The 20732-nt window shown below is 43.0% G+C and carries 33 protein-coding genes; 2 read left to right on the top strand and 31 right to left on the bottom strand.

Annotation, left to right across the window (positions count from 1 at the left end; translation table 11 throughout):
- Window positions 1–151: 151 nt before the first annotated feature.
- The 5 genes from AS030_RS21900 to AS030_RS21880 form a co-directional block, all read right to left on the bottom strand.
- Window positions 152–730, bottom strand: a complete 579-nt coding sequence (locus AS030_RS21900; protein ID WP_061975745.1) for a hypothetical protein — start codon at window positions 728–730, stop codon at window positions 152–154.
- An 822-nt stretch (window positions 731–1552) separates the two neighbouring features.
- A complete protein-coding gene (locus AS030_RS21895) occupies window positions 1553–1795 on the bottom strand; it encodes a hypothetical protein (RefSeq protein WP_061975744.1) in 243 nt (80 codons plus the stop codon).
- Between the two features lie 495 nt (window positions 1796–2290).
- Entirely contained in the window at window positions 2291–3856 is a 1566-nt protein-coding gene (locus AS030_RS21890; protein ID WP_061975742.1) for a YfjI family protein, read from the bottom strand.
- A gap of 7 nt (window positions 3857–3863) precedes the next feature.
- The gene (locus AS030_RS21885; protein WP_240482472.1) at window positions 3864–4112 is read right to left on the bottom strand and encodes a helix-turn-helix domain-containing protein; all 249 of its coding nucleotides are present in this window, start codon (window positions 4110–4112) and stop codon (window positions 3864–3866) included.
- Window positions 4113–4134: 22 nt separating this feature from the next.
- Window positions 4135–4419 (bottom strand): helix-turn-helix transcriptional regulator, encoded by a 285-nt coding sequence (locus tag AS030_RS21880; protein ID WP_082635930.1) that lies wholly within the window; start codon window positions 4417–4419, stop codon window positions 4135–4137.
- Window positions 4420–4488: 69 nt separating this feature from the next.
- Between AS030_RS21880 and AS030_RS21875 the strand changes: the two genes are divergently transcribed.
- Together AS030_RS21875 and AS030_RS21870 are read left to right on the top strand one after the other, a co-directional pair.
- Complete coding sequence (locus AS030_RS21875; protein WP_061975735.1) at window positions 4489–5040, top strand: helix-turn-helix domain-containing protein; 552 nt, start codon at window positions 4489–4491, stop codon at window positions 5038–5040.
- Between the two features lie 21 nt (window positions 5041–5061).
- The gene (locus AS030_RS21870; protein WP_061975734.1) at window positions 5062–6213 is read left to right on the top strand and encodes a site-specific integrase; all 1152 of its coding nucleotides are present in this window, start codon (window positions 5062–5064) and stop codon (window positions 6211–6213) included.
- Between the two features lie 117 nt (window positions 6214–6330).
- On the opposite strand, the gene rpsI is transcribed toward AS030_RS21870, so the two are convergent.
- The 26 genes from rpsI to rplN all read right to left on the bottom strand — a co-directional run bounded on the left by rpsI (window position 6331) and on the right by rplN (window position 20692).
- Window positions 6331–6723: a 30S ribosomal protein S9 gene (rpsI, locus tag AS030_RS21865; protein ID WP_061975732.1), complete on the bottom strand. Its 393-nt coding sequence runs from the start codon at window positions 6721–6723 to the stop codon at window positions 6331–6333.
- Window positions 6724–6741: 18 nt separating this feature from the next.
- Window positions 6742–7179, bottom strand: coding sequence for a 50S ribosomal protein L13 (gene rplM / locus AS030_RS21860; protein WP_007203517.1), 438 nt, complete (start codon window positions 7177–7179; stop codon window positions 6742–6744).
- A 224-nt stretch (window positions 7180–7403) separates the two neighbouring features.
- Complete coding sequence (truA, locus tag AS030_RS21855; protein WP_061975729.1) at window positions 7404–8144, bottom strand: tRNA pseudouridine(38-40) synthase TruA; 741 nt, start codon at window positions 8142–8144, stop codon at window positions 7404–7406.
- 15 nt (window positions 8145–8159) lie between these two features.
- Window positions 8160–8963 carry an energy-coupling factor transporter transmembrane component T family protein gene (locus AS030_RS21850; RefSeq protein ID WP_061975727.1) on the bottom strand — a complete coding sequence of 268 codons (804 nt, stop codon included), beginning with the start codon at window positions 8961–8963 and terminating at the stop codon, window positions 8160–8162.
- A complete protein-coding gene (locus tag AS030_RS21845; protein ID WP_061975725.1) occupies window positions 8957–9829 on the bottom strand; it encodes an energy-coupling factor ABC transporter ATP-binding protein in 873 nt (290 codons plus the stop codon). Before AS030_RS21845 ends, AS030_RS21850 begins: the two co-directional genes overlap by 7 nt.
- Window positions 9805–10644, bottom strand: a complete 840-nt coding sequence (locus AS030_RS21840; protein WP_061975723.1) for an energy-coupling factor ABC transporter ATP-binding protein — start codon at window positions 10642–10644, stop codon at window positions 9805–9807. The genes AS030_RS21845 and AS030_RS21840 overlap by 25 nt, the downstream gene beginning before the upstream one ends.
- Before the next feature lie 103 nt (window positions 10645–10747).
- Window positions 10748–11110 (bottom strand): 50S ribosomal protein L17, encoded by a 363-nt coding sequence (rplQ, locus tag AS030_RS21835; protein ID WP_061975721.1) that lies wholly within the window; start codon window positions 11108–11110, stop codon window positions 10748–10750.
- Window positions 11111–11199: 89 nt separating this feature from the next.
- Entirely contained in the window at window positions 11200–12144 is a 945-nt protein-coding gene (locus AS030_RS21830) for a DNA-directed RNA polymerase subunit alpha (protein ID WP_061975719.1), read from the bottom strand.
- Between the two features lie 176 nt (window positions 12145–12320).
- Window positions 12321–12719 carry a 30S ribosomal protein S11 gene (rpsK, locus tag AS030_RS21825; RefSeq protein ID WP_061975716.1) on the bottom strand — a complete coding sequence of 133 codons (399 nt, stop codon included), beginning with the start codon at window positions 12717–12719 and terminating at the stop codon, window positions 12321–12323.
- A gap of 19 nt (window positions 12720–12738) precedes the next feature.
- Window positions 12739–13104: a 30S ribosomal protein S13 gene (rpsM, locus tag AS030_RS21820; protein ID WP_061975715.1), complete on the bottom strand. Its 366-nt coding sequence runs from the start codon at window positions 13102–13104 to the stop codon at window positions 12739–12741.
- A gap of 19 nt (window positions 13105–13123) precedes the next feature.
- Window positions 13124–13237: a 50S ribosomal protein L36 gene (gene rpmJ, locus AS030_RS21815; RefSeq protein WP_007203526.1), complete on the bottom strand. Its 114-nt coding sequence runs from the start codon at window positions 13235–13237 to the stop codon at window positions 13124–13126.
- A 36-nt stretch (window positions 13238–13273) separates the two neighbouring features.
- Entirely contained in the window at window positions 13274–13492 is a 219-nt protein-coding gene (gene infA / locus AS030_RS21810) for a translation initiation factor IF-1 (RefSeq protein ID WP_007203527.1), read from the bottom strand.
- Entirely contained in the window at window positions 13485–13808 is a 324-nt protein-coding gene (locus AS030_RS21805; RefSeq protein WP_061975713.1) for a KOW domain-containing RNA-binding protein, read from the bottom strand. Before AS030_RS21805 ends, infA begins: the two co-directional genes overlap by 8 nt.
- Before the next feature lie 14 nt (window positions 13809–13822).
- Window positions 13823–14569, bottom strand: coding sequence for a type I methionyl aminopeptidase (gene map, locus AS030_RS21800; RefSeq protein ID WP_061975711.1), 747 nt, complete (start codon window positions 14567–14569; stop codon window positions 13823–13825).
- The gene (locus tag AS030_RS21795) at window positions 14566–15219 is read right to left on the bottom strand and encodes an adenylate kinase (protein WP_061975709.1); all 654 of its coding nucleotides are present in this window, start codon (window positions 15217–15219) and stop codon (window positions 14566–14568) included. Before AS030_RS21795 ends, map begins: the two co-directional genes overlap by 4 nt.
- 72 nt (window positions 15220–15291) lie before the next feature.
- Window positions 15292–16593, bottom strand: a complete 1302-nt coding sequence (secY, locus tag AS030_RS21790; RefSeq protein ID WP_061975707.1) for a preprotein translocase subunit SecY — start codon at window positions 16591–16593, stop codon at window positions 15292–15294.
- Window positions 16593–17033: a 50S ribosomal protein L15 gene (gene rplO, locus AS030_RS21785; RefSeq protein WP_061975705.1), complete on the bottom strand. Its 441-nt coding sequence runs from the start codon at window positions 17031–17033 to the stop codon at window positions 16593–16595. The genes secY and rplO overlap by 1 nt, the downstream gene beginning before the upstream one ends.
- 31 nt (window positions 17034–17064) lie before the next feature.
- Window positions 17065–17253, bottom strand: a complete 189-nt coding sequence (rpmD, locus tag AS030_RS21780; protein WP_061975703.1) for a 50S ribosomal protein L30 — start codon at window positions 17251–17253, stop codon at window positions 17065–17067.
- A 14-nt stretch (window positions 17254–17267) separates the two neighbouring features.
- Window positions 17268–17768, bottom strand: coding sequence for a 30S ribosomal protein S5 (gene rpsE / locus AS030_RS21775; protein ID WP_074440648.1), 501 nt, complete (start codon window positions 17766–17768; stop codon window positions 17268–17270).
- Window positions 17769–17782: 14 nt separating this feature from the next.
- Complete coding sequence (gene rplR / locus AS030_RS21770) at window positions 17783–18145, bottom strand: 50S ribosomal protein L18 (RefSeq protein WP_061975699.1); 363 nt, start codon at window positions 18143–18145, stop codon at window positions 17783–17785.
- A gap of 36 nt (window positions 18146–18181) precedes the next feature.
- Window positions 18182–18718 carry a 50S ribosomal protein L6 gene (gene rplF / locus AS030_RS21765; protein WP_061975696.1) on the bottom strand — a complete coding sequence of 179 codons (537 nt, stop codon included), beginning with the start codon at window positions 18716–18718 and terminating at the stop codon, window positions 18182–18184.
- A 28-nt stretch (window positions 18719–18746) separates the two neighbouring features.
- The gene (gene rpsH, locus AS030_RS21760; RefSeq protein WP_061975693.1) at window positions 18747–19145 is read right to left on the bottom strand and encodes a 30S ribosomal protein S8; all 399 of its coding nucleotides are present in this window, start codon (window positions 19143–19145) and stop codon (window positions 18747–18749) included.
- Between the two features lie 32 nt (window positions 19146–19177).
- Complete coding sequence (gene rpsN, locus AS030_RS21755; protein ID WP_007203538.1) at window positions 19178–19363, bottom strand: 30S ribosomal protein S14; 186 nt, start codon at window positions 19361–19363, stop codon at window positions 19178–19180.
- 25 nt (window positions 19364–19388) lie between these two features.
- Window positions 19389–19928, bottom strand: coding sequence for a 50S ribosomal protein L5 (rplE, locus tag AS030_RS21750; protein ID WP_061975691.1), 540 nt, complete (start codon window positions 19926–19928; stop codon window positions 19389–19391).
- 24 nt (window positions 19929–19952) lie between these two features.
- A complete protein-coding gene (gene rplX / locus AS030_RS21745) occupies window positions 19953–20261 on the bottom strand; it encodes a 50S ribosomal protein L24 (RefSeq protein ID WP_061975769.1) in 309 nt (102 codons plus the stop codon).
- Between the two features lie 62 nt (window positions 20262–20323).
- Window positions 20324–20692 carry a 50S ribosomal protein L14 gene (gene rplN / locus AS030_RS21740; protein ID WP_061975689.1) on the bottom strand — a complete coding sequence of 123 codons (369 nt, stop codon included), beginning with the start codon at window positions 20690–20692 and terminating at the stop codon, window positions 20324–20326.
- Window positions 20693–20732 lie beyond the last annotated feature (40 nt).

The following is a 20732-nucleotide window of genomic DNA, read 5'->3' as shown; positions in this document are numbered from 1 at the left end:
TGGTTGTGATTATACCTAATTATAACCAATTAACACGGAATAGGACATTAAGGGATAGAGGGGTAAACGAGCCATTATCGTCTGTCCGCACCTCTTAACCCACCTTCAATCAACCGATCTGTACAATGCCTCTTTGAAACACCACAAACTTTTAAAAGACTTGCATTTCCGTAACTCCCCACATCTTATCTTCATTCCGCATGGCCTTAGATTTAAGATTGTAATAGGTATTCCAGTGCATTCCTTTTGGTTTTGCAGGAAACGGAGATAAAGTAGAAAGATCCCCCCCAAGTTTCCCTCTAACCTTTTGTGCTTTCTCCAATAAGCGAAATTGTTGGCTCATCATCTGCGTTTTATAAGCTAATCCGTGACAATGCCGGCATAGGAAATATTGTCCTCTTAAAAAGAGCGTTCCTACCCGTTTCTTACAATTGATATTCGGACAACGAAACCACGGTCTCTCACCACCAAAGTTACAAGCAGAATAATCAACCGGGACAGAATAAGATACCTTTTCTCCATTAATCTTATAAGTAAGAGTAATCAATTTAGCATTAGTCGATGTGATGGATGTCTTCAAACTACGTCCACTATTAGTAAATCTCTGTTGACAGTTGCCTTTTACGGTACATCCCTTTTGTAAAAAATCATGTTTTTTTATCCAATGTATTTCCAGCGAAAAGCAGTGATTTGTTGTTAATTTCGAATGAATTCTGCTTCCTTTACCCATGTGTAACACCTCCCTTTAGTACCTACCCTTATAAGTTTTATCGAAATCATTAAGGAAATTTTTTTGATCAAATCACCTAAAACATTTTAGAACTACTAAGATTACTGCATTAATCTGATTTTCCACATTACGGTAACGCCTCGGCTGTTTGCAGGTTTTGTACGGTTTTTGTTAAACTGACAACCTGTCCAGACGCCCCTACTGAGTGCACTGGTCTCGCCGCCAAACGATGTTGTAAATAAAATTTAAGACTTTACGATGCTATGATTCATAATCTGGGCTATGGGAAGATGTTGCTGGACATTTTGCTGGAGGAAGTACGTGCAGAGTCAAGGAAAGCCATAGACATTATAGGCAGGGGACGCCGTAGATCAGCTAAAAGAAATACTATAAGCTGATAAGTTTTAGACATAAGAAAAGAGGGGCTGGCGACCCCTCTTCTTTGTAGTAGGTCAGGCATTCCTACTACGGTGCTGGAATGAACTTTTTATTAGTAGCCGGTTTGCTCTATCGGCTATTCAAGTTCGATTCCCATTCTTGGCGCTGATTTCATGTTTAGATCATCCCTTTCATGCGTAATGCGTTGTGAAGCTTAATGAACAGTAAAACGACGTACAGAGATGTTCCTACTAATGAAATCTCTTTGAACATGGTAAGTTGTGTGAAATTAAAATGCGTGATGTAGAAGAAGATCACCGCCAAGGCTATCACATCCCCATACATCATTTTCATTAAATCTCGCATAATTTTCGTCTATTGTGGTACACTGACTGTAGGAGTTATACGAGGGAGCGCCAACTCCCCCGATAACAGTTTGTATCTTTATCTAAACCATTTAGCTTTGCTTTTCCGTCGTGAGTGTGAATCACGGCGGCTTCTTCTTGTCTGGGGACTTAATCCTACGTCGACGTCTACAGCTTTCGCCTTAACGTCCACACCAAGTTCTCTATGTAACTTCTTAGTTGTCAGATGTTGATTTCGGATTTCCAACAGTGTCTTACCAGCCAATAAGAAGGGCAACAGCACCGTGGCGATAAAGACCCCAATTGCAGTCAATACCGTCATAGACTTTTCACCTCCTTACTTATTATAATGATACCATAATTTCCCTTAGATGTCGCGTATTAGGCGTCTTTTTTGTTTTCAAGGGTTACGAGGAGTCCCTGGGAACGAAAATGGTTGTTAGATCGCATCATTGAGTAAAGGTAGGACAGCGTGATACCTACCGGCAGTCTCGTCCGATTTCCTTTTTAGGACTACTTGACCAATTAGCTCATCACCGATACAACAACTGGTGGTAGAACAAGTCGAATATCCACTCACTACTTAAAACTACTGCTTAATCCTAGTAAGGTGTATGATCGTCACTTGGTTGTAGACGGGTAGAACGGTTTAAGCAGTTACAAAAACAAGGTATTGTTCCCCCTAGCTACCGCTATTCAATCGAATGTTCGACATCTCATCTTTTCAGTGATGGTGAATAGGTTTGTCCGGTCGAAATAGGTCGTCTACACCCTTATACATGTTCTACAACATATGTGAAATGGCAGTTTTAGAAGTTCAACTTTGGATTGCCTTTGAATATAAAACAAACTCCCTGATGATTTGACGTTTGTAAAGTGATTGTTGGATTTCACCTAACCTTTGATGCTCAATACGTGCAATAGTATCTTCAATTATGCTGATATTAGTGTAACGTCCAAATACTTTCCCCCGGTTAATAGCATTTACACGCATGCATAACCCCTTTTCATGCTTTTCACCTTTACTCTTTACATATTCCATTAGTTTGATGGCATTTTTGTCTTGCATGTTTGATTGGGTAAACTGAAATACTTTTTTTGCATGAGATTTAAAATAATCCATAATGTAATTGGTGAAGATAACCAACTCATCTTCTACAAGGCCCTTGTTTACCATTTTGTAATTATCTGCCCATTTAAGAATGTGCATAATAAGCAATATCCTGGGGTGAAGACCTTTTAATTTTTTCCACACCCCTTTTAAAGCCTCTGGAAAGCCCGCTTTTTCAGTTTCTTCTTCAGTATTGTCATACCACATAGTATAGGCAAACTTCGCCTTGTCACTTAATTTAACCAACGTAGGATGATCTTCACTAAGCGAATGATAAATTCGTGTTATGATATCACAATACCCCCCTATAATTTCTTCGCTTACATCATCGTCTGTCCAATGCGAAGAAACCGGATCAGGATAACAAAATAAAAATCGATCAATCAAACCATCATTGTTATTCCCTTCAACTGCTTTGACTATCTCCTCTATCATATCTGGCTGGATACCGCCAATAATGCTCACGAAGGGTTTTGGGATTTGAATGGGTTCTTTTCCCTTACGATTAATAAAGATAGGTTCATTAGACCAAATAGACAGCCAGTATTGGCGATCTGCTCCAGCTCGATACTGATTCATCCCTTTAAAAAAACCAAGCAGCTCGTCGTGCAATTTTATTACGCCCTTTTTATTGTATTGGAGAGCTTCCTGCATCGCCTCCAATGTAGAATCCATCGTTATCAGCTGCTGAACAGATGGCATTTTAGGATGTTCTGGTTTATCTTCATATTCCGCTCTCTTAGCCCCTTTTATACTTTTCTTCCAATTCTCAAGCTCTATTTCGTAATTGTCCCTCTCCAGTTCATACTGTATTTTTTTATGTTCATATTCCTCAAAGTTACTGTTTTGAAGATCAAACAGTGGCTTTAGAGATTTGTTTATAGCAGGGGTTTTTGCACTACCAGGTTCAGCCACTACGCCACAATAAAGACTTGCCCCTGTTTCCCAACTTTTTTTCAATTCCATTGTTGCTCCATTTCCAATGGCTACACTAGCACAAACTAGTACACCCATAGCAACAAAATCTGGAGGACAAGATAACGCTTTTGATGTATCCCTAATGAATGTAGCAACTGGTGCCGGAAAAAAGATAAAAGGAAACTCTCTTGTTTCTAGTAAAGATAAAGTCTGAGCTTCCTTTCGTAACTCTGAATCAAATATGTCGCACGTCTCAGACAAATGGTTATTTTCTTGTGTTATACTCTCTTTAAATGATTGGCTATTTGGGGGTTGTTCTGAATTAAGAGCAGCCTCTTTTTTTATTTCTGTCATTTTCTTCTCACCCTCTCTCCTTTTGATTTGAATTACAGCGCATCCATGCCTTCACCTCGGCAAGGTTTAAACGGATCACTTGTCCTCTCTGAAAATAAGGGATCTCCTTGTTAGCAATCATAGTACGGACTGTCGGTACGCTTACTTTCAAATATTCTGCAGCTTCGCGTATTGTCATGATTTCATCTTTACCATTACTCCTTTGAACTTCTGCCATCACCTCTTGTACTAATCTTTTAAGGTGATCTTCATTCACTAGGAGGGTCCCCTCTGGTAACTCAACCTTGAAGCCCATTGAAGTCCTCCCCCTCATTCTTTTTTTCATTTTGAATACATAGATCCTCGACCTTCTTATCCAAAGTTATTGCTATTTGATTGATCGTTGAGTAACGTATCCTCTTTTTATTACCCTTTTCTATCTCTCCGATGGTTTTTCTTGTAACCCCAGATTCATTGGATAATTTAGTTATTGTCCACCCTTTTTCAGCTCTCGATATTTTCACTTTTATTCCATCAATTTTTAAATATTGTTCCTTTATCATTTCTTTTTTGCATTCCAACATTATCACCTCGTTTTCTCAATTTGAGTACAAAACGATAATAACATCCCGATTTGAGCAGGGGGTTGATTTATGTTCGGAGAGCGAATAAGGCTATTAAGAAAAGAAAAGGGAATGACGTTAAGGGAGTTAGCAAATGAATTAGATATTCCATTTACTACACTTGGTAATTATGAACGTGAGGACAGACAACCTAATTTTGAAATGTTTGAAGCCATCGCAGATTACTTTAATGTAAGCATCGATTTTTTAACGGGTAGACACGATCAGAGGACATTCGATGAAATAGTTTTTAACAATGACTTCAAGAAATTACAAGTGCTATTGGCTAAAGCAGATCCAGGCATCAGAGAGCAAGTAGTAAATATCTTTGATCAAGTGTATTTAATTACTAATGAGAGCATGGAATCAGAGTTGGATATTACTAAAGAGTTAAAAATAATATTTGAGATTGTAAATTTTATTTTTAGAATGAAAAATGGTTTTGTCTGGAGTAAAAGTGACTATGGTTTCTTTAAAGCATCAAACTCATATGAATTTGCTGTTCAATATCTAAAAGAAAAACGGATCCTTGACAAGGAGTTTAATGACCTTTTAGAAATTTATAGCAAACGGTTTAAGTAAAATGTTATGGGAGTGGAATAAGTGGCATCTTTTCAGAAATACACAACAAAACAAGGACCAATGTGGTTATTCAAAATGGATACTGGGACTAACCCAGAGACAGGAAAGCGGCAGACCACGACACGTAGGGGATTTAAGACAAAAAAAGAAGCTCAGAAAGCTGCTAGTACACTTGAGCTTGAAATATCAAGTGGCATTTGGATAAGCACCAATAACTATACTTTCGATGAGGTATTTAATCAGTGGTTCACCAATCACAGAAAAACCATCAAGGCAAGCACCCAAAAAACTATCCAGTCAAAATTTAAGAAGCATATTCTTCCCCGCTTTGGAAAAATAAAAATGAAGGATGTAACAAAAGCATACTGCCAGGAGATGATTAATGAGATAGCTGAGTTAATAGCATCTGTAAATGACATAAAAATACAAGCTAATCAAGTTTTCAACTATGCATTAAAAATGGACATCATCTCAAAAAATCCTATGGAGCATGTTAGTATTCCTAGGAAACAAAGGGAGATGATCAGTGAGGATAATGATCAAACGGATCGAAACTATTGGAGAAAGGATGAAATAAAAAACTTTTTAATGATAACGGAAAGGGAATTAGAGTTTCGTGATCATGTCCTTTTCCACCTTTTAATATATACCGGAGCAAGGAAGGGTGAATTATTAGCACTTACGTGGGACGATATTAATTTTGGAGACGGTTCTATTCGTTTAGCAAAGACACTCTTTCAAAACGAAGGAGGTTTTGTATTTCAAACGCCTAAAACTAAGGAATCTCGGCGTTTAATTAGTTTGGACAGAAATACCCTCCATCTACTAAAAAAATGGCGTACAAGGCAATATGAAGCCATTTTAGCTAGCGGGAGTAATATCGTCCTTAATAATGTGGTCTTCACACGAGAAAATGGGTCTCCAATGCGATTGGCCTACCTGAATGAGAAACTCAATATAGTGATAAAAAAACATCAGCTTCACAGAATTACTATTCATGGATTAAGACATACTCATGCATCTCTCCTATTTGAAGCAGGAGCCAGCATAAAAGAAGTACAGGAGCGGTTAGGACATACCGACATCAAAATGACTATGAACATCTATACGCACGTTACTGACACACTGAAAGAGCAAACCGCGGAAAAATTCCAAAGGTATATTGAGCTGTGATTAGTGGTCATATGAGGTCGAAAAATATTTTCGTGGTCAAAATGTGGTCAGAAGCTATTTTCAAGTATAAAAAAGACCCCCAACCAAAATGGTTGAGAGCCTTTGAAACGTTGAGAATTAACGTTTTGAGAACTGTGGTGCACGACGAGCGCCTTTAAGACCGTATTTCTTACGTTCTTTCATACGAGCGTCACGAGTCAAGAATCCAGCAGCTTTAAGGTTGCCGCGGAATTCAGGATCAGCTTGTAGAAGAGCGCGAGAGATACCATGACGGATCGCTCCTGCTTGTCCTGTATATCCTCCACCTTGAACAGTAACAAGAACGTCGTAGTTACCTTCTGTTGCTGTTTCGTTAAGTGGTTGTCTTACGATAAGTTTTAGTGTTTCCAAACCGAAATATTCGTCAATGCTGCGACCGTTGATTACGATACGGCCATCACCAGGAACTAAACGTACGCGAGCAACGGAGTGCTTACGACGCCCAGTACCGTAATATTGTACTTGTGCCACGTGAATACCTCCCTTTTATTATCCGCGTAATTCGTATTTTTCTGGCTTTTGTGCTTGATGTTGGTGCTCAGCTCCAGCATATACGTGAAGCTTTTTGATCATTTGACGGCCAAGGCTGTTCTTAGGAAGCATACCTTTGATCGCTAGTTCAAGCATTTGCTCAGAACGAGTTGTACGCATTTCTAATGCAGTTCTTGTACGAAGTCCACCTGGATGTCCAGTGTGACGGTAGTAAATCTTGTCACTTAACTTCTTACCTGTTAGATGAATTTTTTCAGCGTTGATTAGGATTACATGATCCCCAGTATCAACGTGTGGTGTAAAAGTTGGTTTGTGTTTTCCGCGAAGGATTGCTGCAACTTCACTTGCAAGACGACCTAAAGTCTTTCCTTCAGCGTCAATCAACAACCACTTACGTTCTACTTCAGAAGCTTTCGCCATGAATGTCGTACGCATGAATTTTCCCTCCTGTATCTTCATTCGCTAAATCGCTTAATTTTTTTATGGGTGCTGTTCCACTCACTGTAAATTACGGTCAGCTGAACATTTTTAGTTACTAAACATTTCACCGAATTACCTTCCGGGGCAGGGAGATAATCTTAGAAATACCAAAGAATATCTTATAACATATAAACAACGATGTCAAGTGTGTCGCGAAATTTCCGCGAGTATTTTTCGCATCATTTATAGGTGACGCGATATAAGTACAAACCGTGCGGCGGTGCCGTTTTACCTGCGGCGCTTCTGTCCTTTTCCGCGAGCATGGAACGGATTTCCTCCGGCTGAATTTTGCCCTGTCCGGCATCCAAAAGCGTACCGGCCATTATCCGGACCATGTTATATAAAAAGCCGTTGCCCCGCACTTTAAAAATAAGCTCGTCTCCCGCTGTTACCAGCTCAAACATGGTAATGGTCCTTACCTTATCTTCCACTTCCGAGCGGGCCGAGGAAAACGACGTAAAATCATGGGTGCCCATGAAGATCCCCATGGCTTCCTGGATCGCCGTATGATCCAGTGGATAAGGGAAATGGGAGGCATAGTTCCGCCGAAAAACATCCGGTTCGCCGCTTGTCATCAGCCGGTAATGATATTCCTTCTCTACCGCACTGAAACGCGCATGAAAGTCCAAAGGCACTGCTTCCACTTCCAGGATACGAATGTCGGCCGGCAACAGGGCATTCACCGCCTTTTGCCATCGTTCCGGGACAATGGCAAGCGGGCTGTCAAAGTGGAACACCTGCCCGATGGCATGTACCCCTGCATCCGTTCTTCCGGAAGCGGAAATTCTTACAGAGGTCCCTTTATGCATTTTGGACAGGCTTTTTTCAATCTCCCCCTGAACCGTGCGGGCTCCAGGCTGGACCTGATACCCGGCAAATTGAGTGCCGTCGTAGCTTACGGTCGCTTTCCAGCGCTGCATACCTCAAACTCTCCTTTACCCATGCGTCCTTAAAACAACCAGCACAGCCGCCAGAATCACCAGCAGCAAAAGCGCTCCTGTATCCCTGAACCTCCAGTGGAGAACACGGAGCCTTGTCCTTCCTTCTCCTCCACGGTAGCCGCGTGCTTCCATGGCCAGAGCCAGGTCTTCCGCCCGCTTAAATGAAGAGATAAATAAGGGTACCAGAAGCGGCACAAAGGCTTTGACCCGCTCTTTAATTGGTCCTGCGGTAAACTCCGCACCACGGGCCATCTGGGCCTTCATGATCTTCTCTGTCTCCTGAAGCAGGGTCGGAATAAAACGGAGGGAGATTGACATCATAAGAGCAAACTCGTGAACAGGGAGCTTGATCTTTTTAAACGGGGCCAGCAGGTATTCAAGTCCGTCCGTAATATCGATTGGTGTGGTCGTCAATGTCAAAAGAGATGTGACAAGGACAAGATACACCAGCCGCAGGGAAATGAAGACACCCTGCTTCACCCCGCCGTTGTAGATTTTCAGCCATCCCAGGTCATAGACCACCTCTCCCTGCTTGGTCATAAGGATGTGCAGGACGAACGTAAAGATTACAATAAAAAAGATCGGCTTCAGGCCTTTATACATATAACGGAGTGAGACTTGCGACAACAGGATCGCAGCCACTGCAAACACACCGAGGATCCCGTAGGTCAGCCAGTTGTTAGCCAAAAAGACAACAAAGATAAACACAAAGATGCCAAGAAGCTTTGCCCGCGGATCCATTTTGTGAAGTACGGAGGTGCCCGGTATATACTGGCCGATGATCACATTATCTAACATGTGGACCCTCCTTTGCCAAAGTCGGCAGAGATGGCCTTGGCTGTGTCCTCAATGGTAAATGACGACATCTCTGCCGGTTTACCGGTCTTCCCCTGCCACCTCAGCAAAAACTGAACGGTTTCAGGAACATCCAGGCCGACCGCCTGAAGTTCTTCCCGTTTAGCAAAGATTTCAGCAGGGGTCCCTTCAAGATAGGTGGACCCTTTTTCCATAACAAGAATGCGATCTGCATAATAAGCCGCATCCTCCATGGAATGCGTGACAAGGATGGTCGTCATGTTCCTTTGATCATGAAGGGTACGGAACAAATCCATAATTTCTTTTCTTCCACGCGGATCAAGACCCGCTGTCGGTTCATCCAGAATCAAGACGTCAGGCTCCATGGCGAGCACTCCGGCTATAGCTACCCGGCGCATCTGTCCTCCGCTGAGATCAAAGGGTGACTTCTGAAGCACCTCGACAGGAAGTCCGACAAGCTTAATCATCTCATGCGCTGCCGCTCTGGCCGCCTCTTCGCTTTGGCCAAAGTTCATCGGTCCGAACATAACGTCTTTTTCCACCGTTTCATCAAACAGCTGATGTTCAGGATATTGAAAGACAATTCCCACCCGTTTGCGGAGTGCCTTCAGCTGTTTTTTCTTTCCTCCGGCAGCAATCGTGAGGTCCCCTACTTTAATGGTTCCTTCAGATGGCTTTAATAGCCCATTCAAATGCTGAATCAAGGTTGATTTGCCTGAACCGGTGTGGCCGATGACAGCAAGGAATGTCCCCGAGGGGATGGACAGGCTGACATCATGGAGGGCAAGCCGCTCAAAGGGCGTTCCTGCTTTGTAGCGATGGGTCAATCCGCTGATTTTAATGTCCATAATGCATCCACCAATTCTTCCTGTGTCAAATGTTGTTCTTTCAGGCTGACGCCATAGTCCCTGAGCGCTAGTCCAAGTTTAAGCGAAAATGGAAGATCAAGCCCTGCATCCAGCAGCAGCGCTTCGTTCTGAAACACTTCCCGTGGACTGCCGGTAGTCAGAATGGCTCCTTGTTTCATCACAATCACCCTGTCAGCGCGTACGGCTTCTTCCAGGTCATGAGTGATGGAAATGACGGTAATTCCTTCTTCCTCATTCAGCTGTTTCACTGTATCAATAACTTCCTTGCGGCCCATCGGATCAAGCATGGACGTCGCTTCGTCCAGAATAATGATGGATGGCTTTTGGGCGATAATGCCTGCAATGGCCACTCGCTGTTTTTGCCCTCCAGAAAGATGATGGGGCTCACTCTCGATAAAGTCCTGCATGTTCACTCGGGCAATACTCGTTTGTATGCGCTCGATCATTTCATCACGGGGCACTCCAAAGTTCTCAAGGCCGAATGCCACATCGTCTCTTACGCTTGTCCCGACAAACTGGTTGTCCGGATTCTGAAAAACGATGCCGACCCGCCTTCTGATCTCCCAGAGCTCTTTTTCATTTGCGGTTGTATAGTCCTCTACCTTAACTTCTCCTGAGGTAGGCAGAAGAAGTCCATTGAGCAGCTTGGCCAATGTAGATTTCCCAGAACCGTTATGGCCGACGATCGCCAGCCATTCTCCTTTGTACACCGAGAGGCTCAATTCTGTCAGAGTCAAGTCGTCCTCACTCGGGTACTGGAAGGAAACGTTGTTAACTGTAATGAGTTCCTTCACGTTTTTCTCCCCCTCAGCTCAGCTCTATTGATAAATGCATTTTAAAACATAAAAAAAGGGCAAGAAACGATCGTAATGACCCTGTCCCGCCCTTTATTCATTATTAAACTAATTCAATGATGACCATTGGTGCACCGTCACCACGGCGAGGACCGATCTTAGCGATACGAGTGTAACCACCATTACGCTCTGCATAACGAGGTCCAAGGTCACTAAATAGTTTTTGAAGTGCCTTTTGGCCAGATTCTTCGTTAGCTACTTCATTGCGAACGAAGCTTGCAGCTTGACGGCGTGCGTGAAGGTCTCCACGCTTACCAAGCGTGATCATCTTCTCAACAAATTTACGTACTTCCTTAGCACGCGCTTCTGTTGTTTCAATACGATCGTTGATAATTAAGTCTGTTGCCAAGTCACGCAGCATTGCGCGGCGAACAGCTGAAACACGACCCAACTTTTGGTATGCCATGTCTATTCCCTCCTTCTGTGCTTTTTGCAGACAGGGAGGCTGTTACAAGTAACAGTCACCTGTGAAAAAGCAAATTCTAGTCTGTCAGATTAATCGTCAGCACGTAAGGAAAGCCCAAGCTCGTCAAGTTTCTCCTGAACTTCTTCAAGAGACTTCTTACCGAGGTTGCGTACTTTCATCATGTCTTCTTCTGATTTATTAGCAAGTTCTTGAACTGTATTAATACCAGCGCGTTTAAGGCAGTTGTAAGAACGCACAGAAAGATCAAGTTCTTCAATCGTCATTTCAAGAACTTTTTCCTTTTGGTCTTCTTCTTTTTCAACCATAATTTCTGCTTTTTGCGCTTGATCGGTTAGTCCGACAAAGATATTCAAATGTTCGGTAATGATCTTCGCTCCAAGAGAAACTGCCTCTTCAGGACGGATGCTTCCATCTGTCCAAATGTCAAATGTGAGTTTATCGTAATTTGTCACTTGTCCAACGCGAGTATTTTCAACCTGGTAGTTTACACGGGAGATCGGTGTGTAGATAGAATCAACCGGAATAACTCCGATTGGAAGATCTTCTGACTTATTGCCTTCCGCTTGTACATAACCGCGGCCTCTTCTCGCATTCAGCTTCATTTGGAAATGAGCACCTTCCGCAAGAGTGGCAATGTGAAGATCCGGATTCAGAATCTCTACATCACTATCATGTGTAATATCACCAGCTGTAACGACTCCCTCACCCTGTACATCTATTTCCAATGTCTTATCTTCATCAGAATAAATCTTCATTGCAAGCTTCTTCAGGTTAAGGATGATGGTAGTTACATCTTCCACCACACCTTCTACTGTAGAGAACTCATGCAACACGCCATTAATCTGAATGGATGTAACAGCTGCACCAGGCAGTGAGGATAATAGGATACGACGTAAGGAGTTGCCCAGTGTAGTACCATATCCACGTTCAAGTGGTTCAACAACAAACTTTCCATATGTGGCATCGTCGCTGATTTCAACCGTTTCAATTCTTGGCTTTTCGATTTCGATCATTCAACTAAACCCTCCTTCAAACGTCGAACCTCGACTTCGGGCGAATTGCCCAGCCGAAATTCCCCAATGGCATTCCCGACTAAAACAACTAATTAGTGTTCTTCACCAAATCTTATATTATACATACCCATTATAGACAGGTTATACATATAATATACCGCAGAGTGTAACTAAAGTTACACGCGGCGGCGTTTTGGAGGACGGCATCCGTTATGAGGAACAGGTGTAACATCGCGAATAGCTGTTACTTCTAGACCTACCGCTTGAAGGGCACGAATCGCAGCTTCACGGCCAGCACCAGGGCCTTTAACAGAAACCTCTAGTGTTTTCATGCCATTTTCCATTGCAGTCTTACCAGCAGTTTCAGCTGCCATTTGTGCTGCGAATGGAGTTGATTTACGAGAACCTTTGAATCCCATGTGGCCAGATGTAGCCCAAGAGATTGCGTTCCCGTGAGTATCAGTAATCGTAATGATTGTGTTGTTGAATGTAGAACGGATATGCGCGATACCGGTCTCAACATTCTTTTTCACACGACGTTTACGAGTGTTTGTTTTACGTTGTTGCTTCGCCATTAGAGTTTACCTCCTTTACTTACTTTTTCTTATTCGCTACTGTACGACGAGGTCCTTTACGAGTACGAGAGTTGTTCTTCGTATTTTGACCGCGAACTGGAAGACCGCGACGGTGGCGGATTCCACGGAAGCTGCCGATCTCGATTAGACGTTTGATGTTAAGGGATACTTCACGACGAAGGTCACCTTCAACTTTAATCTTGTCGATTGCTTCACGGATTTTATTCAATTCATCTTCTGTAAGATCACGAACGCGAGTTTCTTCAGATACACCAGCTTCAGCAAGAACTTGTTGAGCTTTCGCTTTACCGATTCCAAAGATGTAAGTTAGCGAAATGACAACTCGCTTATCGCGTGGAACGTCGACTCCTGCAATACGTGCCATAATGTAGCACCTCCTTAGATTAACCTTGTTTTTGCTTGTGTTTAGGGTTTTCGCAGATCACCATTACAGTTCCTCTACGACGAATAACTTTACACTTTTCACAAATGGGTTTGACTGATGGTCTAACCTTCATTTTTTTAAACCTCCTTATGTCACGGAGTACGATTTTTTATTTAAAGCGATACGTTATACGACCACGTGATAAGTCATATGGAGACAATTCTACGGTAACTTTATCTCCTGGTAAAATCCGAATGTAGTGCATGCGGATCTTTCCGGAAACATGTGCTAGAATTTTATGTCCATTCTCAAGCTCCACTCGGAACATGGCGTTTGGCAGTGGTTCGATAACCGTACCTTCTACCTCAATTACATCGTCTTTAGCCATCGATATGGTCTCCCTTCTTCAGAGCAATGACTTTCTCGTCGGAAAACTTCGCTACTGCGTACCGTAGTTTGCCATTTGTTACACGGCCTGTTTCAAGAATGCTTCTTGCAACTTCCGGAGAAATAAAATCAAGAAGTTCTAAGTGAATCAGGTTTTTACGTTTGGCGCGATCATATTTGCGCTTATCGCCATCTGCGACAAGTACAAAGCGATCATCCAGGATATTTACGATGACACCTAATTTCTCTGCGTCTCTTCCCTTTATGATTCGAACCATCTGTCCTATCTGAGGCATCGATTCAGAATCGCTAACCATTATATCACCTTCACCTAGATCTTTGTTAGGATTTCGTATCCTTCCTCCGTAATGGCCACAGTATGTTCAAAATGAGCACACCATTTGCCATCCGTTGTCACAACCGTCCAGTTATCGGATAATGTTTTAACATAACGAGATCCGGCATTGATCATCGGCTCGATGGCCAAGACCATTCCTTTTTTCAGGATCGGCCCTTTACCGGGCGGTCCATAATGAGGAATTTGCGGATCTTCATGCAATTCCTGGCCGACTCCATGCCCCACGTATTCGCGTACAACAGAAAACCCTTCAGCCTCTGCATATACTTGAATCTCATGGGAGATATCTGTAAGTCTGGCACCTGCCTTCGCTTTCTCCAATCCTTTGAAAAGAGATTGCTCAGTTACATCAAGAAGCTTTCGAGACTCTTCCGAGATCTCTCCGACTCCGTAAGTCCAGGCAGAATCGCCGTGGTAGCCTTTGTATTTCGCCCCTATATCCAAAGAGATAATGTCGCCATGGTTCAATACACGCTTTCCCGGAATTCCATGTACAAGCTCTTCATTCACGGAAGTACAGATGCTTCCCGTAAATCCATTATAATCCTTGAATGAAGGGATTGCACCCTGGCTGCGAATAAACTTTTCAGCAATGTTATCCAGCTCTTTTGTTGTCACACCAGGTTTAATGTGTTTCTTTAACTCCTCGTGAGTTAGGGCAACGATTCTCCCTGCTTCCCGCATGAGATCGATCTCCCGCGGCGTTTTGCAGATAATCATTTTGCCAGCCCTCCGATAAGTTCGTTAATGTCTGCATAGACTTTATTGATTTCCTGGTCACCATCAATATTCTTGAGGTAGCCTTTACCCTTATAGAAATCCAATAATGGTTTGGATTGCTCCATGTTTACTTCCAAGCGAGTACGAACCGTTTCTTCGTTGTCATCTTCGCGCTGGATTAAGTCAGCCCCATCCTTATCACATTTCCCATCCACTTTTGGAGGATTGAAAATGATGTGATAAGTGGTTCCGCATACCGGACAAATCCGGCGGCCGGTCAATCGCTGCATCAACTGATCTTTTTCTACAGAGATGTTGAGTACATAATCGATTCGGCGATCCAGCTCAGACGTGATGTCCTCAAGCGCTTCGGCCTGAGCAACAGTCCGAGGAAAACCATCAAGCAGGTATCCCTTCTCACAGTCATCTTTGGCAAGACGTTCACGGACAATTCCGATCGTTACATCATCCGGAACCAAGTTACCGGAATCCATATATGACTTTGCCTTCAGACCAAGAGGAGTGCCTTCCTTGATTGCAGCCCTGAACATATCTCCTGTTGAGATATGGGGAATGCCGTACTGCTCAACAATTTGTTCTGCCTGTGTCCCTTTTCCGGCACCAGGCAATCCCATCAATACAAGATACATCTAATCCCTCCATACTCACTAATCTTGCCAATAGACCGAGGGTTTGAGGGAAGAAGACGTCTTCCCTTTCCTCTACTTAATGAAGCCTTTGTAATGCCGTTTAATCAACTGGCTTTCAATCTGCTTCATCGTGTCTAATGCCACACCTACAACAATCAGTAAGCTCGTGCCGCCAATCTGAATCGAAGACGGAAGGTTGAGCCCTGGAATTGCTGTAAAGATTACCGGGAGAATAGCGATAAACGCAAGGAATAGAGATCCTACAAAAGTTAATCGATATAAAATTTTCGTAATATACGATTGGGTGTTTGCTCCTGGACGAATACCCGGGATGTAACCACCCTGTTTCTTCAAGTTATCAGCCATTTGCTCTGGATTGACCTGAATGAACGTGTAGAAGTACGAAAATCCAATAATTAAAAGCGCATATAAAATCATTCCGACTGGCTGGGTGTAGTCAAACGTGCTGACAATCCACTTTGTTATATCGTTTTGCTCGAAAAAGCCGGCAATCGTACGAGGAGTAATAATCAGGGAAATCGCAAAGATAACCGGGATAACTCCTGCCGCGTTGACTTTAATCGGCAAATGCGTGGATTGGCCGCCAACAGGGTTTGTACCGACGACGCGTTTTGCATACTGAATCGGGATCTTACGTAAACCTTGTTGAATGTAGATAACGCCGACAACGATTAAAATAATAGCTACCAGTAACAGAAGTACAGTTACAATGTGCATAAACATCTGATCGTTTGCGCCTTTGAATTGCGCTGCATATATCTGGTTAACAGCTGTAGGAATAGCTGCGACAATCCCCGCGAAAATGAGAACGGAAATCCCATTTCCGATTCCCTTAAGGGTAATCTGCTCACCTAACCACATCAAAAAGGAAGTTCCGGCAGTCAACACCAACGCAATAAACAAATACGTCATGATTCCAGGGTTTGAAATCAGTCCAGGGAACAGGTTGTTAAACCCGATAGACATCCCGATGGCCTGGATAAATCCAAGGACAATCGTTCCGTATCTGGTGAACTGAGCCAGCTTGCGTCGGCCCACTTCCCCTTGTTTACTCCACTCTGTGAACTTAGGAACCACATCCATTTGAAGCAGCTGAACAATGATTGATGCTGTAATGTATGGCATGATACCCATTGCAAAGATGGAGAAGTTTTTTAATGCTCCACCACCGAACGTGTTCAAGAATCCAAAAATACTTGCGTTATTTTCAGTACCAAACTTAAGGACCTCGCGATTCACACCTGGAACAGGAATAAACGTTCCGATCCTGAAAACGATCAGCATCAAAAGTGTAAATAGAATCTTGTTTCTGAGATCACCCACACGCATAATGTTGGAGATTGTCCGGAACATTAAATCACCTCAGTTTTTCCGCCGGCCGCTTCAATCGCTTCTTTAGCAGAAGCGGAGAACTTATGGGCCTTAACTGTAAGCTTAACTCCTAACTTGCCATTTCCTAACACTTTAATGCCGCTGTTTTCTTTGCTTACCACACCAGTCTCGATAAGAAGTTCCGGAGTTACCTCTGTACCTTCTTCAAAACGTGTAAGCTTTTCAAGATTAACAATTGAGTACTCTTTGCGAGTTGGGTTTGTGAATCCACGTTTAGGCAAACGACGTGCTAATGGGTTTTGTCCACCCTCAAATCCAGGACGAACTCCGCCACCAGAACGTGCTTTTTGACCTTTGTGTCCACGACCACTTGTTTTACCATTTCCTGAACCGATACCACGTCCTACGCGGTTGCGTGTTGAACGGGATCCTTCAGCTGGTTTCAACTCATGAAGTTTCATGTGAGCACCTCCTCATGATTTTATTAGCGTTTTACGCGTCGATTTCGTTTACAGTTACAAGGTGAGATACCTTGTTAACCATACCACGGATAGCTTGGTTGTCTTCGTGTACAACCGTTTGATGCATTTTTCTAAGACCTAAAGTCTTAACAGTTACACGCTGATTCTCAGGACGTCCGATAACACTGCGTGTGAGGGTGATTTCTAATTTCTTAGCCATCTACTGTTCCCTCCTTAACCTAAAAGCTCTTCGACTGATTTGCCGCGAAGTTTCGCAACGTCCTCAGCACGTTTAAGATTTCTTAATCCTTCGATCGTAGCACGCACCATGTTGATTGGGTTGTTAGATCCAAGTGATTTAGAAAGAATATCAGCTACTCCAGCAAGTTCTAGTACCGCACGGACAGGTCCACCTGCGATAACTCCAGTACCCTCGGAAGCAGGCTTAAGCAATACTTTTCCTGCGCCAAATTGTCCTGTAATTTGGTGAGGGATTGTTGTACGAACAACTGGTACTGTAATAAGATTTTTCTTTGCGTCTTCAATTGCTTTGCGGATCGCATCTGGTACCTCTTGAGCTTTACCAGTACCAAATCCGACATGACCATTTTTGTCACCAACGACAACAACTGCAGCAAAGCGGAAACGACGTCCACCTTTTACAACCTTCGCTACACGGTTGACCGTTACGACACGTTCTTCAAGTTCAAGTTTATTAGGGTCGATACGCATCAGTTTCCCTCCTTCTATTAAAATTCTAACCCAGCCTCACGGGCTGCATCAGCTAATGCTTTTACACGTCCATGATATAAATAACCGCCACGGTCGAATACTACTACTTTAACGCCATTTTCTGAACCACGCTTAGCAATAGCTTCGCCGACTGCTTTCGCTGCTTCAACGTTACCGCCGTTTTCGATACCTGCTTCTTTATCCATAGAAGAGGCAGATGCGATTGTTACTCCGTTCACATCGTCGATCAGTTGAGCATAAATGTGCTTGCTAGAACGGAATACGTTCAAACGAGGACGTTCTGCTGTTCCGATTACAGAGCGGCGAACACGAGCATGTCTTTTTTTACGAGCGACATTTTTATCCGCTTTAGTGATCATCCTATGCACTCCTTTCCGCTAACTTCTTAACCGGTCTTATTTACCAGTCTTACCTTCTTTACGTCGTACAAACTCACCTTCATAACGAATTCCTTTACCTTTGTAAGGCTCTGGAGAACGGATTGAACGGATGTTTGCTGCAACTTCACCAACACGCTGCTTATCGATACCTTTAACTACCACTCTTGTGTTAGAAGGAACATCGATGTCGATTCCGTTTTCAGGAACGATTTCTACTGGGTGAGAGTATCCAACGTTAAGGATCAGTTTGTTTCCAGATTTAGATGCACGGTAACCTACACCAATGATTTCGAGTGCTCTTTCGTAGCCGTTAGTAACACCGATAACCATGTTGTTAAGTACGCTTCTAGTTGTTCCGTGTAAAGCACGGTGCTCTTTGTGATCGCTCGGGCGTTCAAAAGTGATTGTGCTTTCAGCCACGTTAATTTTAATATCTTTGCTGAATTGTCGAGTTAGTTCTCCCTTTGGACCTTTAACAGTTACGAAGTTATCCTTCACATCAACTGTTACGCCGCTTGGGATCTCAACAGGTTTATTACCTATGCGAGACATAATGACACCTCCATTCGCTGCTAAAATTTTACCAAACGTATGCTAATACTTCGCCGCCGACTTGTTGCTGGCGAGCTTCTTTGTCAGTTAGAATGCCTTTTGAAGTGGATACAAGCGCAATCCCCAATCCTCCAAGTACTCGTGGAAGTTCAGTTGATTTTGCGTATACACGAAGTCCAGGCTTACTGATTCTCTTAAGACCAGTAATTACACGCTCATTGTTAGAACCGTATTTAAGGAAGATGCGAATCATCCCTTGTTTATTATCTTCAATGTATTCTACATCGCGTACAAAACCTTCACGCTTGAGGATTTCTGCGATCTCTTTTTTAATTGTAGAACCAGGAACCTCTAATTTATCGTGACGAACGGTGTTAGCGTTGCGAATACGAGTAAGCATATCTGCAATTGGATCTGTCATGACCATTGATATTTACCTCCTTCCCTTTGTTCAGGGTATTACCAGCTGGCTTTTTTAACACCAGGAATTTGACCTTTATAAGCAAGTTCTCTAAAGCAAATACGGCAGAGTTTAAACTTGCGGATGACTGAATGAGGACGCCCGCATCGTTCACAGCGAGTGTATTCCTGCACTTTGAACTTTTGCTGGCGTTGTTGCTTAGCAATCATAGATTTCTTTGCCACGGGTTTACCTCCTTTGGCTTAAAGATTATTTTTGGAAAGGCATTCCTACTTGAGTCAATAGCTCACGAGCCTCTTCGTCCGTGTTGGCAGTCGTTACGATAACGATGTCCATACCGCGAACTTTATTTACTTTATCGTAATCGATCTCTGGGAAGATCAATTGTTCTTTAACACCAAGAGTGTAGTTACCACGGCCATCAAAAGCTTTCTTTGAAATACCACGGAAGTCACGTACACGTGGAAGTGCAACTGCGATTAGTTTGTCTAAGAAATCATACATGCGCTCTCCGCGAAGAGTAACTTTTGTACCGATTGGCATCCCTTCACGAAGCTTGAAGCCTGCGATAGATTTCTTAGCACGAGTAATAACTGGCTTTTGACCAGCGATTGTAGTTAGTTCTTCAACAGCTGTATCCAGCACTTTAGAGTTGGAAACTGCGTCACCAACACCCATGTTGATTACGATTTTTTCGATCTTTGGAACTTCCATTACAGAAGTGTAGTTAAACTTCTCTACTAGAGAAGGAACAATCTCACTTTTATAACGCTCTTGTAGACGGTTCATCAAGATGCCCTCCTTTCACTGCGATTATTTATCTAAAACTTCACCTGATTTAGCTACACGAACTTTTTTACCATCGACTTCTTTGTATCCTACACGGGTAGGAACGTTTGTCTTTGGATCTAGAGGCATTACGTTAGAAACATGAACCGGAGCTTCTAGGCTTACGATTCCACCTTGTGGATTAGCCTGAGACGGTTTCGAGTGTTTCTTAACGATATTAACGCCTTCTACAAGGACACGATTTTGTTTCGGATAAGCTTCAAGAATTACTCCTTGTTTGCCTTTATCCTTACCGGAAATCACTTGTACTTTATCGCCTTTTTTAACATGCATTGGCATGAGCGTGTTGCACCTCCTTACAAGCCTGCAGATTTGAGCCTTGCATTCTATTGATATTAAAGCACTTCTGGAGCAAGTGAAACGATCTTCATGAACTGTTTGTCACGAAGTTCACGAGCAACTGGTCCAAAGATACGAGTACCACGAGGACCTTTATCATCACGAACGATTACTGCTGCGTTCTCGTCAAAACGGATAGTGGATCCGTCGTTACGGTGCATTCCGCGTTTTGTGCGAACAACTACCGCTTTAACAACGTCACCTTTCTTAACAACGCCGCCTGGTGTTGCGGATTTTACAGAACAGACGATGATGTCACCAACGTTAGCGTATTTGCGTCCAGAGCCGCCAAGAACTTTAATGCATAATAACTCACGAGCACCAGAGTTGTCAGCTACTTTTAAACGAGTCTCTTGTTGAATCATGCGAATTGACCTCCTTTCGGATACATTTTCGATCCGAACA

The organism is Fictibacillus enclensis, assembly GCF_001457035.1.
GTDB lineage: Bacteria > Bacillota > Bacilli > Bacillales > Fictibacillaceae > Fictibacillus_C > Fictibacillus_C enclensis.
Note: the sequence above shows the minus strand (reverse complement) of the source record. Positions and strands in the feature narration are given on the sequence as shown.